Raw genomic sequence first — 24,139 nt, 5'->3', positions numbered from 1 at the left:
CTTGAATGTCCGTGGCTGGGATACAAACTCAAAAAAACTAGTATAATAAATCTCTAAGCCCATTGCTGAGTGCTTGAGATGCAATCCAGTAACTAAGGCAGCAACCCACAGGTTCCTATTCTATGTACCAAGAACCGTCTGATCATGAAATCGGTGTTGTGTCGGCAGCCGACTTCGCCGTGCAACTCCCCTCCCCAACAAAGCCAAGAGATCTGCCTGCCGATCAACTGGTTACGCAGAAGGATCTCAAGCGACTGCGTCGCTTGCTGTGGATATTTGGAGTACTCTTGGCACTGTTGATCGCGCCTTCTTTTGTGGGACGCATTCAATATGCCTTAGTCGAGGCCGAGGAGCGAGCCAAGTTTGATGTCGCCAGCGACAATATTCATCAGCTTGATCTGATGCAACTCAACGACGCTTCGCGGATGCTGTTTGATTATGTCAGCCCCAGCGTTGTCCATATTCGCACCCATCGTGGGCGAGACATGGGGCAGGGTGCTGGGGTGATTGTTGACGAGGCTGGTTACATTGTTACCAACTACCATGTGGTCGAAGGGGTCGGTTCGCTGGAGATCCAATTGAGCGACGGCCGCCGCGGACCGGCGAGCGTCATCGGTAGTGACCCTTTAGTTGACGTTGCCGTCCTAAAAACAGAACTTGATGATTTGCATGCCGCCCAGTGGGGAGATAGCGACAACCTGAATGTTGGAGAATGGGTATGGGCCCTCGGCAGCCCCTTTGGATTCCAGAAGAGCATTACCTTTGGAATCCTCAGTGCCAAGAATCGACGTGGGATTACCACTGCTCGCGACCCAGGGGTCTCTACGGATCGAAGTTCCATCTATCAAGAGTTTTTGCAAACCGATGCCGCCGTTAATCCTGGCAATAGTGGTGGTCCGTTGGTAAACGTCGAGGGTAAAATCATAGGCATCAACACGGCGATCTACGGCAGCACCTATCAAGGCATCAGCTTTTCGATTCCGAGCTCGATCGCGCGGGCTAGTTACGAACAGCTTCGCAAAGTGGGGCATGTGGAGAGGGGCTACTTAGGCGTAGGTCCCCGACAGGTCCCCGATCCAGTGGCACGCTTGCTTGGCTTGGAAAAAGATCAAGGGGTTCTAGTCGCTGACATCCGAGCGGATACGCCTGCCCAAGAGGCCGGCATCGAATTGGGAGACGTGCTGCTAACTTGGGACGGCACGGAATATTCGGATCCCACATTGCTAAGCCGCGCAATTGCTGCCACGCCGATTGGCTCGAGCGTACCAGTGGACCTAGTCCGCCAGTATCGTGACGGAGCACAAAGACTCACCGTCCGAGTGACAGTAGGTGCTCGGCCGCAGGACGAATCGTTCTAGCTCTTAGCATGGATGTGAGAGCGAAAACAAATGCAAATCCCTTTTTGAGCGCATAGGTTTGCGCCTGATAAGGATTGCCACGGATTCTCCACGCTGGCAATGCTGGCGAGAAAAAAACTTGCAACACCCTCAGTTTTCTGGAATAATTCGAGCCTCATGTCCGCCGCATTGGTGCCGGAACCCAATGCTTTGCAAGTAGCAGATTAAGAGGAGAGGCTCTCCATGGCAAAACTACGTGATCGTCGTGCGCAAATTGCGCTGACTCTGGCATTCTTGTTTGTAGTCCATCTAGTGGGTGTCGCTCATGCGACCATCATTGTCAATTCTGCGCTTCCCATAACCCACCGGGTGGACGTCCAAATCATTCAAACTTCTCTTTCTAGTGGATCACCACAGGCCAATTTGTTTGGCAGTGCCGTGCAGCGTGCCAACATCGAAGCGAGCATTGACATGATCTGGGCACAGGCGGGAATCGATATTCACTTCATGCCGAGCGTAAAAAGCTATGCCGATACTGTTGCTTTCCAGGGGTTGTTGCCTCCAACCTCAACGCGGCCCAATGCTGATCTCTATACGATCGTTAATACCGCACAAGCCGCGGGAGTTGTGAGCTCGAATTCTCATGTCATCAATATGTTTTTTGTGGACATCGTGCCGGGTTTTATGAAACTCGGTTCCAATTCGGTCAATGGCATCGCCAGAATTGGTGCCAATGGTATCGCCGTTTACGTGGGGAGCTCTCTGCCCGGCTCGCAGGTGGGCCGCGACATCGTGGCCGGGGTAGTCGCCCATGAAATCGGGCACAATCTGGGGCTCACTCATACTCCTGTATCGGGCATGGCCAATCTCATGAGTAGCAGTGGCACCAGCGATCAGCTCACGCAGTCTCAGATAGATGCGATCTTTCAGATGAATACTTTTTTTCTGCAATCGGCTGCACCTGTGGGAGATTTCACCGGCGATGGAATGGTCAATGGGACTGATTTGACCGTCTGGCGCAACTCGTTCGGCATCAACGCCAACGGGGATTCTGATGGGGATGGCGACAGCGATGGGAGAGATTTTCTTGCCTGGCTGGAGCAATACGGTAGTAGCTCAGGTATCAGTGCTACTAGCCAAGTAGTTCCAGAGCCAACATCGGGTATCCTTCTTCTTGCTGTGATCGCCCTGATAGTCGCGCTGCAACGCATCTGTCGGAACCGGGAGGACATGGCACTACAGCTTCGCTGAAGGCTCCGAATTGCGCTAACTGCATAATTGACAGCGATTTAGGACTTTTTTCTTGTTGCTTTGAAATTCGACTCGTGTTTATTGTTCCATCAGTGTATAATTCAAAGTGCAAGGGCAACGCGGTCGTGTCTTTTATCGACGATCGGTTGCAGGCCTCTCTCTCACGCGTAGTTATAGGAGGGCAAGCAATGCAAGATCCGCCAGACCAGTCGATGCGAGAGATGGCTGCGTGGCCGTCTCTCGGGGATTTTCTTTCTGTAATATTCCTTTTTTGTGTCATCTAACTCGGCTGTAAACGTGTATCAGGTTTCCGGAGCCTAGCCGAAGGCGCCAGCATATCGAGGGCTCGTGTCCGATCATTCCTTTGCCATCTGCTATTGGCCCGATAACGGGCTATTGCCATGAGCAAGCAATGTCAGCGATAAGGAGAGATCGCCGAGTCGGCCCAATTGGGTTTGCGGCGTCATGACGCCAATGACTTACGGTCCTGTTCAAGTTTACAAGCCTCCCCAAATCAATTTTTCCTTTTGCCCTCGCTGACTCGACCCAGAGCAGCGGGGGTTTTTCAATGTTCCCCACAACGGTGCTGCAAAGCGGCACACGGAGAGATCGCATGAGTTTGCTCTGGTTTATTCTGATTGGCGTTCTGGCTGGCTGGTTGGCCGGGGTACTTATGAAGGGGGGCGGCTTTGGCTTGCTGGGAGACCTCATCCTAGGCATCATTGGTGCCATACTTGGTGGATTTGTTTTCAGGCTATTGGGATTCGAATCTACGGGGATGCTAGGAAGTTTAATCACCGCCACCGTAGGGGCAATCCTGTTCATTGCCCTGCTAAGGGTCATCAAGCGGGCTTAAATGCGACTCATAAGACGGGCAAGGCCCGGCAGGTACTTTCCAACCACCAGCCGCAAGTCATCTGCCACCGCCTAATCAGACCCGCCAGAAATCGCTGCTCTTGGTGGCGATCGATTCGATCACATTCCAGCGATTCTCTCCCGTGCGATCAGACACAGGAATTGAATCAACAAACTTCAATCGTGGCAAAATCCCCTCGCGATGGGCCAACTGAATGGCTAATCCCGGGCGGGCGTTCGCTTCCAAGACCACTGGCCCGGTATCGGCGTCGACTACGAAATCAATCCCGACGTAACCCATCTCGAGCGCGTCGCTTAGTTTCATCGACCCTTCCAGCACGTCCTTCCAGTTGGGAAGTTCGATCCCAGCAATCGGGAAGCTTGTATCAGGATGGAAGCTGATCGCACGGTCGCGGCATACACCGCCGTAGGTGCGACCAGTGTTGAGTTCAATGGCCGCGGCGATGGCTCCCTGATGCAGATTAGCCCGACCGCCTGACATCTTGGTCGGCAGACGAATCATGGCCATTACCGGCACTCCGCGATAAAGAATCACGCGAATATCAGGTGTTCCTTCGACAGCGATGCTTTTTAGCAGTGGGTGACTCACTATTCGCCGCTCAACGATGACTGAATCTGCCTGGCCTCCCAGAGAGTACAACCCTGAAATGATCGTCGAGAGATGATGCCTGAGATCGGTCCACTCGATCAAGCGACCCGAGGAGGTAAAGAAGTTGTTCCCCAATCGCCCTGCAACCACCACAATCCCACGCCCGGCGGCTCCGCTGGAGGGTTTCACAACAAATTCGGTTCGATCGCCCACCAGATCCAAGAAGCGGTGGCACTCGCTGTGCTCTTTGATGATGAAATAAGTCTCGGGAACCTGGATGCCATTGGCCTGACAGATTTCCTTGGTGAGCAGTTTGTTGTCGACACGTGGGTAGAACCCACGGGGATTGCACTCAAGAATAATATCGAGATTGCGCTGATTTATCCCGAGGATGCCGCGACGTTTTAGCTCATCAGGCCAAGCCCAAAATCGTTGGGAGTTATTATCCATGATGGTTAATCTTTCGATGATTCGCGAAGTAGTCCTAGTTGCGATTTCTTTGGTTTCACGAAGTCTATTTCACCATGTCACGGAATCGCCAGAGTTCCACTAGTCGATAGCCACTGTAACGACCTATCCAAATGAAGGCAGCAATCGTGAAGAAATGCAATTCAGGATAAATCAGCAATAGATCGCCGATTTCATTCCAACCCAAGATCAAGTAGCAGCAGGCTGCCACGACGGCCGTGCCAACAACGAGCTGCATGGCAAATGCCATCCCATCTTCTTCCGTGGTTACGAAATAGCGTTCGATCAAGGTTGTAAGAATGACTAAAGGAAGCAAGACGGCCCGCACTCCTGAAAGTGGATCAGCGTAGTCGATCAGCGAGACGCCAAATACGATGAGCAGGATAATCATCGTCAGTACGATGCTGGAACGTGGCACCATCAGTAGATGGAGTCGATCCAACATGATGCGGCCGAAGTAACCGGCTGTGAGTACCGCTACCAAGATCACAATTCCCGTCGCCAATTCGGCGTAAATAAAACTCATTGCCAACAGCGCGGGGGCAAACGTGCCCAACGTCCGCAGTCCGATAATATTGCGGAAAATTGCGGTGATGAGTGCTCCTAAAGGTAACAATAACATCAGCGACATGACTTCGTGCATCTCGACCGGTAAACGTGTCAGATCGAGCACCTGCGAAGGGCGCCGTACTTCCGCTTGCAGCACGTTTGCCGGAGGGGGCAACCGCAAGATGGTGTATTTGGCTATCAGGTCTTTGATCCCCTCCCCACGAACAATTTCTTCACCATCGCGCCGAATTGGAAGGTAATTGTATGGCATCTGACGGGCATGGCCGTACGTTGGATCAAACGGAACCCAGTGATGGCCGTAGTACGCTTCAACCCAAACATGGGGGGTTGCCGACTTGGATTGACGAACTTCGAATCCAGCCACAAGTCTTGCTGGGATTCTATATGCTCGGCAAAGCGTTACCATCGAGCGAGCACGACCTAAAGGGGTGGCCTGATGATTGGCTAATGCGTATCCGACGGCATCGAATCCTTCTTCGCTCTTTCCCGGTTTGAAACTCAACGAACAAAAGTCGAAAAGTTGTTGGACCAATTCGCTATCCGTCAAATCGCCACGAGGAATCTGTTGCATGACCTCCCGCACATTGGCACCTGCGGTATCAATCGTGGAATCGCTGCGCAAGAATCGAGACTTAGCAGTGGACGACAAGTCGGCGACTTCATTCTGTTCATCCCAGGATTTGCGGGGTTTGAGCCGAATCTCAAATTCGGCTCCCACTTGATAATTTCCAGTGAGCTGGGTTGTCAGAATTAATTCACGATTCTTGTTTAATGGGGAGGTATACTCCTCTGCATTGAGATTAATGTGTGTCTTTTCTTCTACTTCAATGATCGCCGCCGAGGAGGATTGGTCAGGCAAACCCACCCGGATTTCCGCTGCGGGGCTATCAACCTCGAATTGGATGTCGTAGCTAAGCCGCCACAAGCTGTCCTGTAAACCCTCCCGGACTTCGTGCCTGGCTTGATAGCGCAGGCCGAACGCCACTATCCCCAGGAGAATAAAGGCGATTGCCCAAATCTGACTCAAAACACGAGCACTCACGATGCTAAACCTTTAACCTGCCAGAGGTTGGAAAAATCGAGTGGGTAAGCTGGCATGGCGCAGTCGCGCGGCCAATTACCGTATTATAGTTTACTTGCTACCCGATTTCGCGCTGATTTTATGTCCCAAAAGGCAGGATTTTGAAACTTCTAAGGGTTATTCCGGCGGTTCCCTTTCCCTGGTCCACATGCAAGAATAAGGGGCTTCAAGTGACTTGAGGAAATGCGGAAGCGATTTCTCAACCTGAGTGAATACACCCTGTGGAGACTAATCGTCTGTGAGACCGAAATCATCTACCAAATGCATCGTATTCCCTTATCCGCTCCAGCGGCTTGGGTTGTTGGTGCTTGCCTTATTGCTAGCCAATGGAGTCGTACATCTTAATGTGCGGCAAGCAGTTTGTGCCACCGAGAAGGCCCCAACTTCAGAGGAATCGGAGTCCTCGACCGATCAAAAAGATCCAGCGGCAGACGAGTCCAAAAGCGAGAAGAATGCAAGCGAACCTTCGGAGTCGTCCAAGAAATCTTCTTCCAACAAGAAGTCTCCTCAGAAATCTAATGATGCCAAATCTGAATCGGAGAAAGGCTCTGACAAGAAAGCCAAGGCTTCGGATGAAGAAACGATTAAGAAAGATATAGAAAACGAAAAAGCCAAGGCTGAGGAAGCAGCAGGCGCAGAAGTTGAAGTAGTTGACGATTCGGAAGAAGAAGAGCCTGAGGAATCGATCGAGGAGGCACCTCCCATTGTAGAAGAAACCGAAAAGGAACCCCCCAAAGTGGAAAAGCGTGTGATTGGCGCCACTGCCACAATCATGGAGAAAAAGAGCGAACTGCTCTTTCGGGCACGGGTCGACTCAGGAGCCAAATCATGCTCTTTGCATATCGAGGATATGAAGATTGAAAATGAATCGGACAACATGGCTGATAACATCGGTAAAGTCGTGCGCTTCAATATTAAGAATGGTCACAAGGAATCGCATTGGCTCGAAGCCAAGATTGCCGGCTATGTGATCATTAAAACCTCTAACGCTTCCGATGATCGTAAGCGACGCTATAAAGTGCCCCTGACATTTCGCTACAAAGACTTTGAGAAGACGGTATTGGTGACCCTCAACAACCGCGAACATATGGAATTCCCGCTCTTGCTGGGCCGGAACTTTCTCAAGAACGATTTTCTAGTCGATGTGGACATAGAAAGTAATGACTGAGGAGTCAGCTATCCTTGGTCAGTTGTCAGTTGTCAGTTGCGTAGGAAATAATACCCAACTAACAACGGCCTATTGAGAACTAACCTATCCCTCTCCCACCGATTCCCCAGCTAGCCACCCGGTGCTAAAGGCTGCCTGGAAATTGTAGCCGCCGATGGGGCCGTCCAAGTCGAGGATCTCCCCGGCGAGGAATAGTCCGGGAACAAGTTTGCTTTGCAAGGTACGTGAATCAACTTCGGCTAGATCGATGCCACCGGCGGTCACTTCTGCCTTCTTGAAGCCGAGTGATCCGTGAATGGGGATCTGTTGGCACTTGATAGCGTCTATCAGCTTGCTACGGCCAGCTTTGGAGAGTTCAGCAATCCGCTGGTCGCTCGACAACCCCGCTTCTGCCACGAGTGCCTCGGACAACCGCTGAGGCAGCCATTGAGCGGCCACTGTCGGAACGGTTCGTTTGCCCCCGGCGGACGCATTCTGGGCAAGTGCCTCTGCAAATTGCTCACGGGAATGCCCCGGCAGAAAATCGCACACCGCTTGCCAATCTTCAGCGTCTGGACGAGCAGTGATAGTCCGGCTTAGGTCCATCACCACCGGACCCGAAATGCCAAAGTGCGTAAAGAGAAATGAGCCCCGACGCTCGGCCAAAGCCTTTTTCGTCGTGCCACTCTTGATCCCCACCCGCACATCTCCAATTGTCACGCCACTTAGTTCGTGGACCCAGCGGGCATCGGACAAGAGCGGCACTAATGCAGGACGCGGCGGCACAATCTTGTGTCCCAAATGCTTGGCCCAATGATATCCGTCACCCGTCGTGCCACAGCCAGGATAGGACTGGCCGCCACAGGTCAGCACCACTGTACTTGCAGTCAATTCGCCTCGATCGGTCTGAATTACGAATCCTGCTTCACAAACGTCGAGTTTTGTGACAGCCGTTCCGAGCTGCAATTCAACGCCAGACCGTCGCACCTTCCTCAGCAGTGCATCTCGCACATCAAGTGCTCGGTCGCTGACAGGGAACACTTTCCCCGTCCCTTCTACTTTCGTAGGTACACCTTCAGCCTCGAACAAGGCCACAAGTTCGTCGGGACCCAGTGCTGCCAGTGCTGAGTGCAGAAAGGGACCTTGAGAGCCAAAGGCTTCGACGATCCCTCGTCGGTCAGTCGCTTGCGTCAAATTGCACCGCGTCCCGCCGGACATCAGGATCTTAACACCTGCTTTGGTGTTCTTTTCCACGAGTACAACCTTCAGGCCGCGCTCACCAGCACGTGCAGCTGTCAACATCCCTGCCGCCCCTGCACCGATCACGGCAACTTGATAAGTGATGCCCATCGATTCTCAGACTTGAGAGAATGCTGTTGGCAGGAGAAATGTCTGGATGACTTTTGAAACAGTCTCAGCGTATTCAGGCAGATCTTTCATAGACACCCACTTGGGATGTTCGCGGAACTGTTGCCAGCTCTGCTGATTGGCTTCCATGGTTTCGCTGGCAAGTAGATATTTGAGATTTGGAAGCCGGGGTCCGACAAGCGTTTCACCAAAAAACACATTCTTGAAACCCGCTTCCAGAAAAATTGGGATCTCGCCGTTGTTGAACATTTCAATCTTGCGGCGGGCCTTGGCTTCGCTGTGACTCTGGTACTCGCGCAGTTCAAATATGCGGGGCAGTCGCTCAGGGGGACTCATCTTCGGCATCCCAGCAAACGCGACCATCAGCGAGCTATCGATCCGATCGAATGTGGGATCCTGTTGCGGGGCTCCCAGGTAATCAGCCGCAGCCTGTTGGTACGTAGTGTCTTGTTCGAGTCCCTGTCGTTCGCCGGCAAACACCTCGATCGAAACATAGGGAAGCAGCACATGCACCGAAGCAGTGGCCTCGGGACCTGTTTCAGTAAAGACCCCCACAGGGCCGATCCCCAATCGCTCCCACGCCGGCAGGGCAGCTTCCTCAAGATAACTCGTTAAAAGTGCTTGTTTATCTTCGCTGGGGATCTGGTAGGTTCGCCATTCGTAATACTCTGGTGCAGCTACATTCGCCTCTTCGGCCGCCAAACTAGTGGCACTTCCCAGGCAAGTCGCTGCGGCAGAAAGGTGAAGGAATTCGCGTCGCTGCATGTTAGGTGTACCTCGAAGTATAAAGTATCATGACTCTACTCTGCCGCGAGATCGACGCAGATGCACTCTTCATCGTTGCGAACAAAGAGCTTTCGGTTAGCAAATGCCGGCATACACCACACCACTTCCCGACCAAACGCGTTGTTGGTGGGTTCGATGATTTTCGCCCGATCGATTTCTTCGTATCCCTCGGGCGTGAGTCGAGAGATGATAAGTTCGCCTTGTTCGTTGAAGAGCCAATAGCGATCTGCTTGTCGTACGATAAATGCCGTGCCGCTGCTTACCGGGCGCTCGCTGATCGGTTTGGAGGTTTCCCAAAGTCTTTCTCCACTGGGAAACTCAACAGCCATAAGATCACCGCTACCGTTCACGCCGTACATTATACTCTCCTGAACAATGGGCTGCACATTCACGGGTGAGATTCCATGTTTCGATTCATTGCCCCAGAGAACTTCGGCGTCTGGCTTATCCGAGGCCAACTTGAGCATCAGAGACTGATTGTTGTAGCCACCAGCAAACAGGTAGTTGCCCGAAACAACTGGCGACATGATGATCGAACCGGAAGTAGCCTCGTAGGGAGCCCTCCAATACTCTTTGCCTGTCTCGGGTTCGACCGCCGCGACCTTGTCGGGACACAACAGAACGAGCTGCCTTACCCCCCCCGCATGAATAATTGTCGGTGGCGAATAGCCCTGATCATTGCAGGTAAGCGACTTCCAAATTTCGTTCCCGGTATTCAAGTCAAACGCCACGGCGTGACTCCCTTCCCCGCCAACAACGCAGAGAAGCTTTTCGCCATCCACCAAAGGCGACGAGGCATATCCCCAAAGCGAGGTCTTTGCCCCATAATCATTAGGAAAATCTTTCGACCAAAGGACTTCTCCAGATTCGGCGTCTAAGCAAAAAAGATTTCCTTCGGCACCAAGGGTATAGACCTTCCCCGCGTGGACGGCTGGAGTACAACGCGGTCCCGCCGGGTAGGAAATGGTATATGTCACCGGATATTCGTGCCGCCATAGTTCTTTCCCTGTCGCTTCGTCGAGGCACAACACACGCTCGACCCCCGTGGAATTCTTTCGCTCGAAGTTGGCAATCTTTATTTCGTCACCGGTCACGTAATCCGTGACAAACACTTTCCCATCAGCAACTGCGGGCCCGGCGTACCCTCCGGCGACATCGGTGCGCCACACCACTGGCGGCCCTCCATCGGGAAACGATTCTAGCAACCCGTCCTCATGCCACACGTTATCGCGAGTCGGTCCCATCCACTGGGGCCAATCTTCAGCATCTACTGGAGCAACTACCGCCACTAACAGTAGCCACCAAAAGCATGTTCCTCGAAGCAACATAATTCAGTTCCCTAATTCCCTTAGAAACACAAAGCCGGAATGAACTTAATTCGCTACGCAAAAAAACCTGGCCGACTAGTGCGGCTCATCAATGCATCCGCAGCCGGGTCGTCAACAAAATGTTCTTCGTCAGGATTCCATGCAAGTTCCCGACCCAACATCAGCCCGATATTACACAGGTGGCAAGAGGTCATCGAGCGATGATGGGTTTCGACATCGGAGATCGGCTCAGAGCCATCAGCAATGCATTCGAAGAAATTCCCCATATGGTTGCCTGGCTGCTTCCCTTTATAAAGTTTGACCATCGCCGCGGCGAGTTCCGCGTTGTCGGCCACGGTGAGCTCTTCAATAGGCTTGCCGGTCAATCTGTCGCGATTCACATAGATGCGACCCTTGCTCCCTTCGAACAGAATGCCGTTAGGAAAAGAAGTGCCATCGGGACGACTATAGTGGTCGTTGACACTTAGCGTGGCACCATTGGCATAATTCAGATCGATGTTGAATTTCACCGCTGTGTTGAACGAGTTCGGCAACGAGATTTTTCCATCAAGGAATGAATCCCAATCAAAGTTCTCAGGAACGACGGGAGGGAACTCCCCTTTGGCAGCAATGGATGTTGGGCCGGTGCGATCCAATCCCAAGGCCCATTGGGCGATGTCAATGTGATGGGCACCCCAATCGGTCATCTTGCCCCCGGAATACTCATAGTACCAACGGAACTCCTTGCGGCGCTCGTCGCAGTAATCCTTCTTCGGCGCAGGGCCAAGCCACATATTCCAGTCAAGCCCATCCGGAATCGGGGTCGTCTCAAAAGGCCCTCCGGTTGAGTCAGGACTTCCAATGGCGACATATGCGTTCACATTTTCTCCAAGCCGGCCACTTTGTACAAACGCAACCGCCTTGAGAAATAGTAGCCCGTGTTCGCTTCGCTGCTGCGTGCCAACTTGAAAAGTCTTGCCGGTTTCCTTCACCGCGTCACGAATCCGAAACCCCTCCTCGATGGTGAGCGTCAAGGGCTTTTCGCAGTAGACATCGCAGCCGGAATGCAGAGCAGCAATCGAAATGGGAACATGCCAATGATCGGGCGTGCCGATTGTCACCACATCAGGTTTTTCTTGTTCTAGTAGCTTGCGATAGTCGCTATAGGTATTTAGCTTGCCGTCGAAGTCCTGGTTGAACTCGTCGGTATGCAAATTGTCGACATCACACACGGCGATCATATCCCCAAATGCAGCAGCCCTACGCGCAATGCCTCCACCTTGGTTGTACCGTCCTCGACTTCCACCCACGCCAATCGCCGCGATCTTAGGTCGGCTACTGGCATCTTTACCAAATAGTTGCGTTCCCGTGAGAAGGTTAGGAGTGGAAAGGGCTGCCCCTAGGGCGACCCCCCTCTGTAAAAAACTGCGACGAGTCGAATGTTTCACAAGAATTCCTTTTTGATCCTAGGTGGAAATATATGGCGCGTATCGCGTTGCTAGAGAAATCTTTGCCAGATTGGTGAAAGATAGATAATCACTCTATTCCTGAAGCTTACGATCTTCTCTATGATAGGTGAAGTGAACGCTCCTTCGCAAGAACCCAATCAAGCCAATCTCCTTCAGTCACGGCCTTTATGGTTTTCTCGTATCTCGCACCCAGTTGGAATCTTCCCATGTATATTCGCACATTCCTTTCACTATCGTTTGTCTCGCTCTCATTGGGTCATTCACCGGTCTGCGCCGTGGAATCCGCAGAGTGGATTTCTCTCTTTGATGGCAAGAGTTTAGCTGGCTGGACACCTGCCAAAGAGAACCAAGGCTCCTGCAGGGTTGAGGATGGGACGCTAGTACTCGGCGGCGGCGATCGATGTCATTTATTCTACACGGGGGAAGTGGGCAATCACGACTTCAAGAATTTTCAACTCAAGCTCAAGGTCATGACCAAGCCGAATGCCAATTCTGGAGTATATGTGCACGTAAAATATCAAGAGACTGGTTGGCCCGATTCTGGCTACGAAGTCCAAGTGAACAACTCCCATGAAGACTGGCGCAAAACAGGTTCTATTTATGGCATCCAAGATATCAAGGAATCGCCAGCCCAAGATAACGAGTGGTTCGAGTATTTGATCACGGTCGATGGCAAAAAAATAACCGTTGAGGTCGATGGCAAGGTTATCAATGAATTCACTGAAACCGGCGAGATGCCTCATCTCAAAGACTCTCCCGAGCGGAAACTCTCCAGTGGCACAATTGCCCTGCAGGCCCACGATCCCGGGAGTACCGTTTACTACAAAGACATCGAGATCAAGCTTCTGCCGTAAATGGAGCGAATTTCATTTATCCGCAGCCGGGTCGCCTTTGCGAACTGGGTGGCATTGACGGTGATTCCACTGCCAGCGTCAATGCATTGACGCGAGTTGGTTCAATAGGGACAATGTTGGGTTATTCCGTATTGGGCAGCGGTTCAGTTCTTCAATACCCCACTCGCTATCCCTCCCTGACGCGCATCCAGGACTCAGCCGAGTCTTGTCCCCCACCGACGCACCTTTGTATTTGCAACCTTGAACGAATCAAGCACCAGGAGTTTCTCACCTTGCAATCACTTCGCTACAACATCAGACCCGTCCTGATCTATTGTCTCACTCTGTTCGCGGTTGCATCCTCGGCAATTCAGGCCGCTGAATTGTTTATTGCCGATCAGACTGCAAACCGCATCCTCTCATTTGATGAAGTCACGGGCGAATTCATCCGCGTTGTCACGGCCTCTGGGCTTGATGTACCGACTGGACTTACCTTTGGGCCGGGCGGGTTTCTATACGCGACGAACCTAGTGTCAGGTTTTCCAGGCTCTGCAGCCAGCGTGGTGAAGATCGATCCAGTCACCGGGACAACCACTCCGTTCATCACCGACGTAGGTGGTGCTGGGGGCATCACTTATCACTCAGCCAGCGATACGCTTTTTGTTTCTGAAATTGGCCAATTTAATGGCGATGAAGTGTTTCGTTACGATGCCGGTGGATCGCTCCTACAAACACTAGGCACCAATTCTGCTGGAACGGGCCGGGCAGGTATGACGTTTGATTCTGCTGGCAATCTCTACGTCAGCGAATTCAACTTTACCGGGTTTGGTTCGGTTCTCAAATATGATGCTCCAGTGGGAAGCCCCAGCAACGATTTTGGAACAACGGCGACACCTTTCGCGTCGGGGGCATCTGTTACGTTGAACTTCCCTGCTTTCGGCTTTAATGGTCTCGCCTTCGATGATGCCGGAGACCTCTATGTCGCCTCTTTGATTGGTCAAGCAGTCATCAAGTACACGGTTTCTGGCGGGGTAGTAATCGGCGAGGGTGCCCAATTCGGTGCAAGTGTTCCCTACCCCTCAGGTTTTCTCGTCGAGACGAACGGAAACTTGCTGACTACCAGCTTGGGCAACAACAACCCGATGGATCCATTTTATGGAGACACACTCCTCCCGGGGAAAGTGCTACGTATCGATACTAGCCTCGGAACTTCAGTGGATCTTCTCACAAGCGAAGAACCTGCAGACCTCGATGGCGATGGTTCCGTTGACGGTAGCGACCTCGTTGACTGGCAAGATGCATATAGCGTCGATGCCATGGGCGACATCGACGGCGACGAAGATTCCGATGGAAATGATTTTCTCGCTTGGCAGCGCGCCTATGAAAATCAAGTCATCTTGCAACCCACCGCCATTGTCCGCTACGACCCCCTTGCTAACACCTTGGCCGTTCCCGAACCCGCGTCATTGTGCCTGATATTATTGGGAGCGGCGACGCTAACGCTAAACCGCCAAAACTCAGTCGGCCGGAACAAGCGGTAGCGCAGTTCCGGCAAAGTATTCAATCACGCCGAGCATAGCCGGAACTCGTGTTACTCGTTACGGCCTACGATCCAATGGACCTTTGCCAGCCAATCTCCAAGCGCCGTGCATTCTCGCTCGTCGAGCTACTAGTTGTCATCGCAATCATTGGCGTGTTGACGGCCCTCTTGTTGCCGGCTGTTCAGTCGGCACGCGAGAGTGCCCGCCGCAGCACCTGCCTGAATCACTTGAGGCAACTAGCCCTGGCGATGCAGAGCTACGAAACCGCAACAGGACATCTTCCCTCGGGGTCAGTTGCCCAGCAAGATCCCTCCGATCCTGCCACGCCTCACACATTCTATCGCTGGAGCGCTTTCGCCCAGATTCTCCCCCAACTCGAATCTTCTGCAATTCGCGCCCAACTCGATCTTTCGCTCCCCATGTATCGCAAGGATTTTTCCACTCCCGAGAAGAACCTTCCTGCCCTTGGGCAAGTCATACCGCTCATGTTGTGCCCCAGCGATCGGCAAGAGCGAGTGCAAGAACAATTTGGGCCGACCAATTATGCCGCCTGCTCCGGCAGCGGCAACGACGGGGGTTCACCCCTCACGGCCGACGGCGTGTTCTTCATCAACTCGAATATACGCTTGGCCGACATTGCCGATGGCACTAGCAACACCATCTATCTCGCCGAGTGCTTGCTGGGCCAGCCTGTCGCGCCACTCTCAAAAAGACAAGAAATCGACGAGCGATTTGCCTACGTGTTCGCCACCGCAGCACCGCTCACCCAGTCTTCCTGCGATGGGTCTGGGCTATTCAACTACACCACCCCCTCAAGCTTCTCGTGGGCCAACGGCGAATTTCGCTCGTCACTTTACAATCATTATCGCATCCCCAACTCGGTCGAGTTCGATTGCGTCTCTGCTAAGTTGCTCGCCCCCATCACCGAACGCTATGCCGCCTTCGGTTGGCGTACTGCCCGCAGCCTCCATCCCGGCGGAGTGAACGCGGCACGTGCAGATGGCTCAGCAGGTTTCTTTGCCAACGACATTAATCCTCAGACATGGCGCTTCCTCTCGACCCGCTACGGTGAAGAATAGAGACGTGTCCAAAAACTGTATACGGACAGAGTAACTACCACATGAGATGGTAGAAACATTCGCCAGACTTGTTGCCAGCAATTAGAATCGTGGGTGCGGCGTAGAAGACTTGAAGGTTCCGGACGGCCATTTGTAATGACCCAAGAATCTTCCTTCAAATACCGCACCCACTTCCAGATGATCACTATGGACTAGTGTCGCCTCCCCGACGATCAAAGTTCCAAGCCAGCAAGGCCAGCACCCCAGGAATGGCAAACCAAAGCGCATCCAGACCTGGCAAGATACCCGTAGTGATCCAACCAATTGCAAAGAAACCAACCGTGCCTAAAAATACTAGCACGCTGCCTGTCAGCGCGTGACGCCACAGTAGTGCATAGCCTGCAAAGATCAGCACTAATGCGGCCGCTCCATAGAAGGCTTCCTTCGCAGGCATTTCATTGGTTTTCACCAATTCCCCGCAAACGAAACCGAGCCAGCCGACAAACAAGATCACACCGCTAACCTCAGCGCCCCAGCGTAACAGCTGGGTTGTTGACACCTGCTGATTTTGCAATTTGGTATTCATAATGCCACCTCATTATCTCCCGCGACAGCGGGCCCTTTCGCTAGAATTCCTACCGCAAGATTCATGCCAAATTGGCAAGGGAGATCTAGATTTGACTCCATTAAGGTATGTCACGGCTTTTTTGATTTGGCCGCAACTTTTCCACACCAAGCAAGAGAGATCAAATTCGAAAGAGTGTGCGGAAACGACACGTTCGCTGTGACAAGAAGTTGCGCTCGCTAGGTTACACTCGCGAAGCTGTCAGGCGGTGATTTATCCTCTCTCTTTCCCACTCACATACCGAATCGCCGCCTGCCGCGCCTCAGCATCGCCTGCCAAATACAAAGCCACGGGTCCGCACGTATGAGCCCAGGTCGCTTGTTGCTTCATCCAAAATACTTTCTCTGTCCCCGTCGCCTGACAGCAGACACGTACCGAGTCTCCCCGCCATTTCTCAGGCACGATGAACCGCACCGTCAAATCATGTGTCCCTTCGAGCGAACTTTGTGATGAAGATCGCAACTTGAAAAACACGCCATGTTCCTGCCCGATTGTCCCACTTGCCACGACGGCAAATTTGGGCGCCAGTCGCAGTTGCTTCTCGGTAATTGTCTCCGAATTCTTCGTACCCCCACTGATCGTCGGTGTAACGTGTGCAATCAGGCCACCCACCGGTGCCGGCAATTCCCCACCCAACGAGGCCCCCAGCGAGTGCCCTTCCTCGGTGGTTTTCGACCACTCGATGTCGCCACCAAAGTGACTTGCCATCTGCGTACTCGGAGCAAAACTGTGGACGCGCATACGATTGTCACGGTCCCCCACCTCGATCCGCACCTCCTCCACGTCACTGATTTTTCCCGCAAGCAAATGCACCGACACCCGCAACTTAAGCTCGACGAGCTTTTCCCCGGGAGTTAGCAATGCATCTTCACCAGCGATCTCTACACACTCGGCAATACGCCCAAAATCAAATGCCACCTGCGGACCACCGGCAAAAGTGACCCCAGAAGCTAGAGCAACAAGTGCGAAAGACAAGAATGCGTTTCCATACGGCATGACGTGCGACATAGTGAGCTTCCTTTTGTTCCGTCCCACTGCTTCGTTGCAGATGGCAGATCTCGGTGGGCCCCCCTGGGCCACCGAGACCTATCCCCCATTACGCATCACTACTCCAAAGTGTTTGCCAAAAAGAAAAAGGTTCAGCGCAGACAATCAAAAAACGCCCAGGGATTGCAATCCCTGGGCGTCCGGCGGTACTAGCACAGATATTTTTTGACTTTGCGCGAACCTCTCACGGCCCCTTACCGTAGGCCGCCTTGAATTCACCGATCGCCTTGTTCAGCGTCTCGACCGTCGCCGGCTCTGCCGCCTGTTTGCACTTCATCGCTGCGACCATGACGGCGTGCGCTTTTGTGAGCTGTTCGACATAATTCTCTGCTTCAGGCTTGATCCGCTGCGCCATAAAGTATTGAGCAATCGTGTGCTGAATCTTCGTAGCGTGCTCTTCTTTAGTTGTAATCCAGCGCCCCATCTGATTGATATTGTTCGGATTGGGTGTCCCTGCCAGATCCTGAAGAGCATTAATTCCCTTGAGTATCGTTGTAGAGTCTTCCATCATCGCAGCAAATCGTGCCCCATCGTCAAATATTCCACACGGCACTTCACAATGGCCAAAGCTGCGCGACTGAGGAACAAGTGCAACGGCTACCAACAACGCACACGATAGAAATGTTTTCATGAGAATGGACTCCAAGGGGGTGAGATGGATCAACACATCGATCCTACATCTACATGTTAGGTGGGTCAATCGCCGATTGATTCGACTCGCGTTAGCCGCGACGCGCCTGACGAGTCTAACGAGGCGGAGCGGAACGCGTCCCTTTAGCCAAGCACATCCTCATCCCACCTACTACCATCAACGCAATCCAATGAACCCACCCACTCGGCTCAGGCACGGACAGAATGACCGCACTCCCATACTGAGCCTGCCAATCGGTCAGATCCCCTGCGGTAGGATTGCGCTGCCATACTAGAAAATCCCGGCCGTCCACATCTCGGTCCCCATCAAAATCTCCTGTGCCTGATCTCAGCATTTCCACTGCACCAACATCCGGCGAGACCCCACGTAGATTTCCCAGGATGTCGTCCAACGGTGCTTGCGCGGCAAGCGCATGGTCAACGCCTTCGCTACTCGCTGCCGGCACGCCATACTGCATCACGAGTTTCACAAACGCCTCGCGAATATTCATCGAGCCGTCGGCAAACATCCCCGTTGCCGGATTCCAGCGAGGCAAGGTCAACCCCGCTTGCGATGCCAAACCTGGATTGCCAGCGATTCGATTCGGGTCGTCGGTGTAGTTGATCGTTTCGCTCGCATCGGCTGGAATGTTGGCTCCCCCGTTGTAGTACTGATTGTTCACAAGGGTCCAATTGGTTACCTCACCCGGTGGGGAATCCGAAAAATCGTTTCCACTACCAAACGATGCCCCCATCGTTCCCGTCGGATCGGACCAGATGTTGTTATAGAAATGGATTTGCTCATTGGTCACCACCGAATTCTCCACGTTGACTCGCATCGCATATGCCAGAGCCGGTAGATCCCCTGCGATCGTGTTATTTCGGAACGTGATGTTTTCGCCACTCTTCACCCCCACGGCGGCTCGCATTACGTTCGTGGAATTGCCCAGCATAAGATTGTTTTCAAACATCACATTACGGGCTTCGATAAATGGTTTGGCATCCTCGCCGACCAGCACAAAATTCGACCCCGTACTTCCTTCCCAATTCAGAAACACGTTGCGCTGAACCGTCACGCGATCGGACCCCAGGAAGAAATCCTCGTTGTCGTTGCTGTCTTTTATGACGATGTAGCTGGAAGTATTGTTGCTTTTGGTCCTCCCTGAGCCCGCGAAATCATTGAAAAACACATTGTCGCTGATCGTGACATCCTCGACTGAATTCACGTCGATATGCTCGTCTGAGCCAGTCTGGTTGTAAAACATGTTTTGCTCGACAACCACATTGGTCACGCCATTGTTTACTTTTAAGAGGTCGTTGTTGTAGCTATCGTGAATCACATTGTTGCGCACGGTTAGATTGCCAACGCCATTGTTTCCGCCTCCCCCGTCGATATGAAATACTAACGGCGAAGCTCCCGGCCCCGAATGTGCGATGTCAAAACCCTCGAAAGTAATTCCGCTCGCCCCCCGGCCATTCACATATGCAACAACTGCCTGACTGGTGTGCCGCAACTGCGCCTGATAAGGCACCTCTGAGCGAACGGTCACTCCTTGCGCAAACGTACCAACCAAGGATTGCCGCCCTGTGTAGATCCCCGGACGCACCAGCACAGTGGCGCTGTCGAAATTTCCATCATGCAACTTCCCAAGTGCTCCCCCAATCGAAGCCCACGGGGTTGCCAAAGAGCCATCACCGGTAGCGTCATTCCCATTCGTCGCCACATAAAAAGTCTGAGCCAAGACGGTTGTCGAAAAGATTGCACTAAACAGCCAAGCTAGCCAAGCACGATGGATCCGATCCATGTCGCTTTCCTCCGAAAGAATTACCCCGTAGCTCCAAAGTAATGAATTAGAACAGTGGGGTCAAACTAAGACATTTTGCCACATCTGGATGCCAATCCTGGGGAGGTCAATTGCGTTCAGGCATCCAATTTCCTTATCATCGTGCAAGCGAACCAAAGAAGACTGAAAAAACCAGACAGACCCGCCGATCCCACTTATACTCTCGGAGATCCATCATGGAACGACGAACAGCCAATCAATTCGATCAAAGAGTTCTCGATCTCTACGACGACTACGCCCACGGACGGATGACACGCCGTGAATATATCGGGCGACTAAGCGCCTTTGCCGTCGGAGGCTTGACAGTCGAAATATTGCTTTCCAGCTTGAGTCCAAACTATGCATGGGCACAGCAGGTAAAGCCTGACGATCCTCGTATCAAAACGGAAACGATCACTTATTCATCTTCCGCGGGGGGTGGCGAAATCAAGGGACTGCTGGCACGGCCAAGCGAAGGAGAAACTTTTCCTGCGGTGTTAGTCATTCACGAAAACCGCGGCTTGAATCCTTACATCGAGGATGTTGCCCGACGCTTGGCAGTGGAAGGGTTTATGGCCCTTGCTCCCGATGCGCTGACTCCGCTCGGTGGCTATCCCGGCAACGACGACGAAGGCCGGGCGATGCAGGCCAAGCGTGACGGCGAGGAAATGACGGAAGATTTTATAGCCGCAGCGAAATGGCTTGACGAGCATGATATGTCAACAGGACAACTTGGAGTCGTTGGATTCTGTTTCGGGGGCAGTATGGTCTATCGACTTGCCGTTCGCATACCTGAGTTAGTCAACGCTGGCGTTCCATTCTATGGTCGTCAGCCAAAGCTTGCCGATGTTCCCACCATCCAGGCTCCGCTGCTGATTCACAACGCCGGTCTAGACAAGCGGATTCTTGATGGCACTGCTCCCTTTGAAGCAGCATTGACGGAGAACAAGAAGCCATTCGAGGCCTATGTCTACCAAGGGGTCAATCATGGCTTCCACAACGATACTACTCCTCGCTACGACGAAGATGCAGCAAACCTCGCCTGGAAACGTACGGTTGCATTCTTCAAGAAGCATCTCGCCTCGTAAAAAAGTCAATCGTAGTTTCGCAGGAATTAACACCCTGCAAATGGCCAAAAGGTTTCAATTCCGCTATTGCGGATTGGTAACTCGTTCGTTTGAGTTGTCTCGAAGGGGACGGAAGTACCAGTCTCTGAACTGCAAAAGAACCTTTTTCCAGTCATCTGCAATAAGCAGCGAGCAGGGGATTAAAAACAATGTCACAGTCGTTGCAAACATCACACCGAATGCCAGAGACACCGCCATAGGGATCAAGAACTGAGCTTGCAGTGATCGGTCCAGCAGCAGTGGCATCAATCCCGCAAAAGTAGTGATCGACGTGAGCATGATGGGACGAAACCGTCTGCTACCCGCTTCCAACGCTGCTTGGTAGAGTGTGGCGCCTTTGCTGCGGCGTTGATTTACGTAGTCGACCATTACCAATGTATCATTGACCGAGACGCCGGCCAGAGCCAGCATGCCGAAGATCGACAGATAAGAAGGAGTGATGTCTAATACGATATGGCCCAGCAGTGCACCAATTATCGCAAAGGGAACGGCCAACATGACAAAGAAGGGTTGCCCCAGCGACTTCAGTGCGATGGCAAGCAGACCGTAGAGTGTAAAGGCTAACAGCAGTGAGCCGAGTATGGTTTGCTTTCGAGTGTCTTCGGCTTCAGCGACGTAGCCAATGTATTGGAATGAAAGATTGTGCGGGCGGCATAACGCCTCGATACGAGGGGTAATCTCCTTGGCGATTGCCAAGACGTCGACCGTTTCGTCGACAGGCTGAGCACCACAGCGAAGTATCTCCGCGCCATCCTTGCGCTGGACCGAGGAGGGAGCCTTGGTAAACGCTATCTCTGCAACTGTGGAGAGCGGCACGTCGGCGCCACGCGGCGTGCGAATCCTCATCCGGTCCAGAGTATGGAGTGACTCGCGTTGCTCGCGCGGAAGACGAACCATCACGCGGATATCATCTATTCCCCGCTGCACACGTTGCGCTTCCTCTCCAAAGAATGCTTGTCGAATCTGCTGTGCTAAGAGTTGCTGCGTCAGGCCCAACTCGGCAGCCAGTGGCTTCATCGTCAGTTCCAACTCGTCTTGACCATAGTTGACGTTCGCCCAGGTGGAGCTGAAACCTTCATATTCATCGAGTATGGCTCGGATATCACGTGCGACTTCCGCTTTCTCTGGAGACATAGGACCGCGAAGTTCAATGTTGAGATTTTCGTTGTCAAAACCTCGGTCATTGCTCATGCCGGAATCCGCGCGCACCCTGAATTCAGACGCCTCGGAAATGGGACCGACAAGCTCCGTCAGACGGGTGACAAGTTCACTGTTCTTTGGCCCGGGTTCACTTCGCTCAGAAGGCGCCATGACTTCGAAAGCGATGGCTCCACGCGACTTGTCAAAATCCCGGTGAATCCTTTCTGCACCAACTATTTTCGAAATGCTCTGCACCAGTGATTCGCCACTACCTGGGTCAATGAATTCTTCTCTAAGTTGATGCAACGCCTTTTCGATCTTGTCCATGTATCTGGCGGTTACTGTCAAGGGAGTATCGTCTGGCATGTCTAGTTGCGCCGAAATCCGCTGCCGATCCACCGAAGGAAAAGCAATGAATTTCATGCGTCCGCTTACACCATAGCCTGCCATCAGTAATCCAATTGCGATAAATCCTGCGATCACCGATGCACGGTGTCGGACGGAAAATTCAAGCGTCGGCTGATAGAATCGTTCAATGAAGTATTCCAGACCGTTGGCAATTGAAGTCTGAAAGCGCGTAAATGCGTTCTGCCTCGGCACAGGTCGCAAGTGCTTCAGATGCGCGGGCAGGATTAGCTTCGATTCGATTAGCGAGAAGAACAACACTGGCGCAACCACAGGAGGCACCTGCCGAGCGAAATCGCCCCACATTCCTTCAAAAAACATCAATGGAAGGAACGCCACCATTGTGGTCAGGGCACCAAACGTCACGGGAGTCGCGACCTCGTGTGTTCCGTCTATCGCAGCTTCGAGTGGCGGCACGCCGTTTTTTATTTTAAGAAAGATGTTCTCGCCAGTCACAATCGCGTCGTCGACCACAATGCCCACGACAATAATGAATCCGAAAAGGCTCATCACGTTGGCCGTGATGCCAAACCATGGCATCATCATCACACCTCCAGCGAATCCGACCGGAATGCCTATGACGATCCAAAAGGCCAGCGCAGGACGAAGGAATAGTCCCAGCAGAAGCATCACAAGTACGCTTCCCTGAAGTAATGATTGGGTCAACGTACTCAGCCGCCCCCGTATGGAAATCGACTCATCGTCCCACACGAACAATTCGATGCCTTCGGGGAATTTTGAGCGAGACGTACGGACGTACTCGCGTACTTTGTTGGAGATGTTGATTGCACTTTCTTTACCGGTACGTAAGACCTCAACAAACAATGCAGGTTTGCCGTTGAACTCTACCGTTTTCTCCCCTTCCTCAAATCCATCGTTAATTGTGGCGATCTCGCCTAGGAGTACGTCTGCTCCGTTCGCAGCACGAATCGGCACTTCCTTAAAATCTCGCTCGGAATATGCCTGGCCGCGCGTACGAATAATGAACGTTCCGCTTTCGCTATCAATTGCGCCGGCAGGAAGATCGATCGAAAACTGGCGAATGGCATCAGCAAGGTCTTGAAAACTCAATCCATAGGAGAGTAATTTCCTGGAATCTACCTCGACAGAGATTTCGTAACGTCGATCCCCTTGTACCTGAGCCCGACTCACTCCCGGCAGTGCCAAAACATCTTCCTGAACACGCCGAGCTACTTCCCTAAGTTCATGGGGACTAAGTTTTCCCGTAACCGCAATACTCAAAACCTCCCACCAATTTGAAGAGTCGGGGATGGAAATTCGCGGTCGTTCCGTCTCGTCGGGGAAGGTGGTGATTGTATCGATACGGGCGGTGACATCATCCATTAAGATTCGCAGATCGGTTCCAGGCTCAGCATTGAGAAAGAATCGTGCTTCACCGCGCCAAGCCTGGCTATTGAATTCTTTGATTCCATCAACCCCTTCGAGCGCTTCTTCGATGGGAATCAAGATTGCTTGCTCGACATCTTTGGCGGTTGCGCCACGGTAGGTCATTTCTACCATGATCATGTCGAAACTGCGTTCGGGCGACACTTCCAGCGGAATGCGGAAAAGGGCCGTATAGACGCCAGCGATGAGTATCGCTAGCATCAAAAAGTTCGCAGCAATGCCGTTAATTGTGAACCAGCGGATCATAATACATC

At 52.6% G+C, this 24,139-nt stretch carries 19 protein-coding genes; 8 read left to right on the top strand and 11 right to left on the bottom strand.

Annotated elements, in window-relative coordinates; translation table 11 throughout:
• Positions 1-122: 122 nt before the first annotated feature.
• The 3 genes from Pla144_RS06750 to Pla144_RS06740 all read left to right on the top strand — a co-directional run bounded on the left by Pla144_RS06750 (position 123) and on the right by Pla144_RS06740 (position 3,444).
• On the top strand, positions 123-1,358 hold the full coding sequence (locus Pla144_RS06750) for a S1C family serine protease (RefSeq protein WP_146449304.1): 1,236 nt from the start codon (positions 123-125) through the stop codon (positions 1,356-1,358).
• A gap of 222 nt (positions 1,359-1,580) precedes the next feature.
• Positions 1,581-2,588 carry a zinc-dependent metalloprotease family protein gene (locus Pla144_RS06745; protein ID WP_146450418.1) on the top strand — a complete coding sequence of 336 codons (1,008 nt, stop codon included), beginning with the start codon at positions 1,581-1,583 and terminating at the stop codon, positions 2,586-2,588.
• 613 nt (positions 2,589-3,201) lie between these two features.
• Entirely contained in the window at positions 3,202-3,444 is a 243-nt protein-coding gene (locus tag Pla144_RS06740) for a GlsB/YeaQ/YmgE family stress response membrane protein (RefSeq protein WP_146449301.1), read from the top strand.
• A gap of 75 nt (positions 3,445-3,519) precedes the next feature.
• Here the strand turns inward: Pla144_RS06740 and Pla144_RS06735 are convergent, their stop codons facing one another.
• Both Pla144_RS06735 and Pla144_RS06730 read right to left on the bottom strand, forming a co-directional pair.
• Positions 3,520-4,503 carry an alpha-L-glutamate ligase-like protein gene (locus tag Pla144_RS06735; protein WP_146449299.1) on the bottom strand — a complete coding sequence of 328 codons (984 nt, stop codon included), beginning with the start codon at positions 4,501-4,503 and terminating at the stop codon, positions 3,520-3,522.
• 64 nt (positions 4,504-4,567) lie between these two features.
• A complete protein-coding gene (locus Pla144_RS06730; protein ID WP_146449296.1) occupies positions 4,568-6,133 on the bottom strand; it encodes a 7TM domain-containing protein in 1,566 nt (521 codons plus the stop codon).
• A gap of 277 nt (positions 6,134-6,410) precedes the next feature.
• Between Pla144_RS06730 and Pla144_RS06725 the strand changes: the two genes are divergently transcribed.
• Complete coding sequence (locus Pla144_RS06725; protein ID WP_146449294.1) at positions 6,411-7,340, top strand: putative ATP-dependent zinc protease; 930 nt, start codon at positions 6,411-6,413, stop codon at positions 7,338-7,340.
• Between the two features lie 84 nt (positions 7,341-7,424).
• Here the strand turns inward: Pla144_RS06725 and Pla144_RS06720 are convergent, their stop codons facing one another.
• The 4 genes from Pla144_RS06720 to Pla144_RS06705 are packed head-to-tail and all read right to left on the bottom strand — an operon-like array spanning position 7,425 to position 12,228.
• A complete protein-coding gene (locus tag Pla144_RS06720) occupies positions 7,425-8,669 on the bottom strand; it encodes a BaiN/RdsA family NAD(P)/FAD-dependent oxidoreductase (protein ID WP_146449292.1) in 1,245 nt (414 codons plus the stop codon).
• Between the two features lie 6 nt (positions 8,670-8,675).
• The gene (locus Pla144_RS06715) at positions 8,676-9,452 is read right to left on the bottom strand and encodes an NIPSNAP family protein (protein ID WP_146449290.1); all 777 of its coding nucleotides are present in this window, start codon (positions 9,450-9,452) and stop codon (positions 8,676-8,678) included.
• A gap of 35 nt (positions 9,453-9,487) precedes the next feature.
• The gene (locus Pla144_RS06710; RefSeq protein ID WP_146449288.1) at positions 9,488-10,801 is read right to left on the bottom strand and encodes a PQQ-binding-like beta-propeller repeat protein; all 1,314 of its coding nucleotides are present in this window, start codon (positions 10,799-10,801) and stop codon (positions 9,488-9,490) included.
• A gap of 53 nt (positions 10,802-10,854) precedes the next feature.
• Positions 10,855-12,228, bottom strand: a complete 1,374-nt coding sequence (locus tag Pla144_RS06705) for a Gfo/Idh/MocA family protein (RefSeq protein WP_146449286.1) — start codon at positions 12,226-12,228, stop codon at positions 10,855-10,857.
• A gap of 227 nt (positions 12,229-12,455) precedes the next feature.
• Here Pla144_RS06705 and Pla144_RS06700 point away from each other — a divergent pair, with 227 nt between their 5' ends.
• The 3 genes from Pla144_RS06700 (at position 12,456) to Pla144_RS06690 (ending at position 15,702) form a co-directional block, all read left to right on the top strand.
• A complete protein-coding gene (locus Pla144_RS06700; RefSeq protein ID WP_146449284.1) occupies positions 12,456-13,103 on the top strand; it encodes a 3-keto-disaccharide hydrolase in 648 nt (215 codons plus the stop codon).
• A gap of 272 nt (positions 13,104-13,375) precedes the next feature.
• The gene (locus Pla144_RS06695) at positions 13,376-14,623 is read left to right on the top strand and encodes a hypothetical protein (protein WP_146449282.1); all 1,248 of its coding nucleotides are present in this window, start codon (positions 13,376-13,378) and stop codon (positions 14,621-14,623) included.
• A gap of 47 nt (positions 14,624-14,670) precedes the next feature.
• Positions 14,671-15,702 carry a DUF1559 domain-containing protein gene (locus tag Pla144_RS06690; RefSeq protein ID WP_146449280.1) on the top strand — a complete coding sequence of 344 codons (1,032 nt, stop codon included), beginning with the start codon at positions 14,671-14,673 and terminating at the stop codon, positions 15,700-15,702.
• 184 nt (positions 15,703-15,886) lie between these two features.
• On the opposite strand, the gene Pla144_RS06685 is transcribed toward Pla144_RS06690, so the two are convergent.
• The 4 genes from Pla144_RS06685 to Pla144_RS06670 form a co-directional block, all read right to left on the bottom strand.
• Positions 15,887-16,267, bottom strand: a complete 381-nt coding sequence (locus tag Pla144_RS06685) for a hypothetical protein (RefSeq protein WP_146449278.1) — start codon at positions 16,265-16,267, stop codon at positions 15,887-15,889.
• 252 nt (positions 16,268-16,519) lie between these two features.
• Complete coding sequence (locus Pla144_RS06680) at positions 16,520-17,314, bottom strand: hypothetical protein (protein WP_146449276.1); 795 nt, start codon at positions 17,312-17,314, stop codon at positions 16,520-16,522.
• Positions 17,315-17,537: 223 nt separating this feature from the next.
• Positions 17,538-17,984: a superoxide dismutase [Ni] gene (locus Pla144_RS06675; protein ID WP_146449274.1), complete on the bottom strand. Its 447-nt coding sequence runs from the start codon at positions 17,982-17,984 to the stop codon at positions 17,538-17,540.
• A gap of 115 nt (positions 17,985-18,099) precedes the next feature.
• Positions 18,100-19,788 carry a hypothetical protein gene (locus Pla144_RS06670; protein WP_146449271.1) on the bottom strand — a complete coding sequence of 563 codons (1,689 nt, stop codon included), beginning with the start codon at positions 19,786-19,788 and terminating at the stop codon, positions 18,100-18,102.
• A gap of 215 nt (positions 19,789-20,003) precedes the next feature.
• Between Pla144_RS06670 and Pla144_RS06665 the strand changes: the two genes are divergently transcribed.
• Positions 20,004-20,894, top strand: a complete 891-nt coding sequence (locus Pla144_RS06665) for a dienelactone hydrolase family protein (RefSeq protein ID WP_146449269.1) — start codon at positions 20,004-20,006, stop codon at positions 20,892-20,894.
• A gap of 63 nt (positions 20,895-20,957) precedes the next feature.
• On the opposite strand, the gene Pla144_RS06660 is transcribed toward Pla144_RS06665, so the two are convergent.
• Positions 20,958-24,131, bottom strand: a complete 3,174-nt coding sequence (locus Pla144_RS06660) for an efflux RND transporter permease subunit (protein WP_146449267.1) — start codon at positions 24,129-24,131, stop codon at positions 20,958-20,960.
• Positions 24,132-24,139: the final 8 nt, after the last annotated feature.

Origin of the sequence: Bythopirellula polymerisocia, from assembly GCF_007860015.1 — a bacterium.
Taxonomy (GTDB): Bacteria; Planctomycetota; Planctomycetia; order Pirellulales; family Lacipirellulaceae; genus Bythopirellula; species Bythopirellula polymerisocia.
This window is presented reverse-complemented; position numbering and strand designations above follow the sequence as displayed.

What these genes read in the sequence shown, in the direction of transcription:
- Pla144_RS06750 (WP_146449304.1), top strand. Translation starts at nt 123, where the DNA reads ATGTACCAAGAACCGTCTGATCATGAAATCGGTGTTGTGTCGGCAGCC.
- Pla144_RS06745 (WP_146450418.1), top strand. Translation starts at nt 1,581, where the DNA reads ATGGCAAAACTACGTGATCGTCGTGCGCAAATTGCGCTGACTCTGGCA.
- Pla144_RS06740 (WP_146449301.1), top strand. Translation starts at nt 3,202, where the DNA reads ATGAGTTTGCTCTGGTTTATTCTGATTGGCGTTCTGGCTGGCTGGTTG.
- Pla144_RS06735 (WP_146449299.1), bottom strand. Translation starts at nt 4,503, where the DNA reads ATGGATAATAACTCCCAACGATTTTGGGCTTGGCCTGATGAGCTAAAA.
- Pla144_RS06720 (WP_146449292.1), bottom strand. Translation starts at nt 8,669, where the DNA reads ATGGGCATCACTTATCAAGTTGCCGTGATCGGTGCAGGGGCGGCAGGG.
- Pla144_RS06715 (WP_146449290.1), bottom strand. Translation starts at nt 9,452, where the DNA reads ATGCAGCGACGCGAATTCCTTCACCTTTCTGCCGCAGCGACTTGCCTG.
- Pla144_RS06710 (WP_146449288.1), bottom strand. Translation starts at nt 10,801, where the DNA reads ATGTTGCTTCGAGGAACATGCTTTTGGTGGCTACTGTTAGTGGCGGTA.
- Pla144_RS06700 (WP_146449284.1), top strand. Translation starts at nt 12,456, where the DNA reads ATGTATATTCGCACATTCCTTTCACTATCGTTTGTCTCGCTCTCATTG.
- Pla144_RS06685 (WP_146449278.1), bottom strand. Translation starts at nt 16,267, where the DNA reads ATGAATACCAAATTGCAAAATCAGCAGGTGTCAACAACCCAGCTGTTA.
- Pla144_RS06680 (WP_146449276.1), bottom strand. Translation starts at nt 17,314, where the DNA reads ATGTCGCACGTCATGCCGTATGGAAACGCATTCTTGTCTTTCGCACTT.
- Pla144_RS06675 (WP_146449274.1), bottom strand. Translation starts at nt 17,984, where the DNA reads ATGAAAACATTTCTATCGTGTGCGTTGTTGGTAGCCGTTGCACTTGTT.
- Pla144_RS06670 (WP_146449271.1), bottom strand. Translation starts at nt 19,788, where the DNA reads ATGGATCGGATCCATCGTGCTTGGCTAGCTTGGCTGTTTAGTGCAATC.
- Pla144_RS06665 (WP_146449269.1), top strand. Translation starts at nt 20,004, where the DNA reads ATGGAACGACGAACAGCCAATCAATTCGATCAAAGAGTTCTCGATCTC.
- Pla144_RS06660 (WP_146449267.1), bottom strand. Translation starts at nt 24,131, where the DNA reads ATGATCCGCTGGTTCACAATTAACGGCATTGCTGCGAACTTTTTGATG.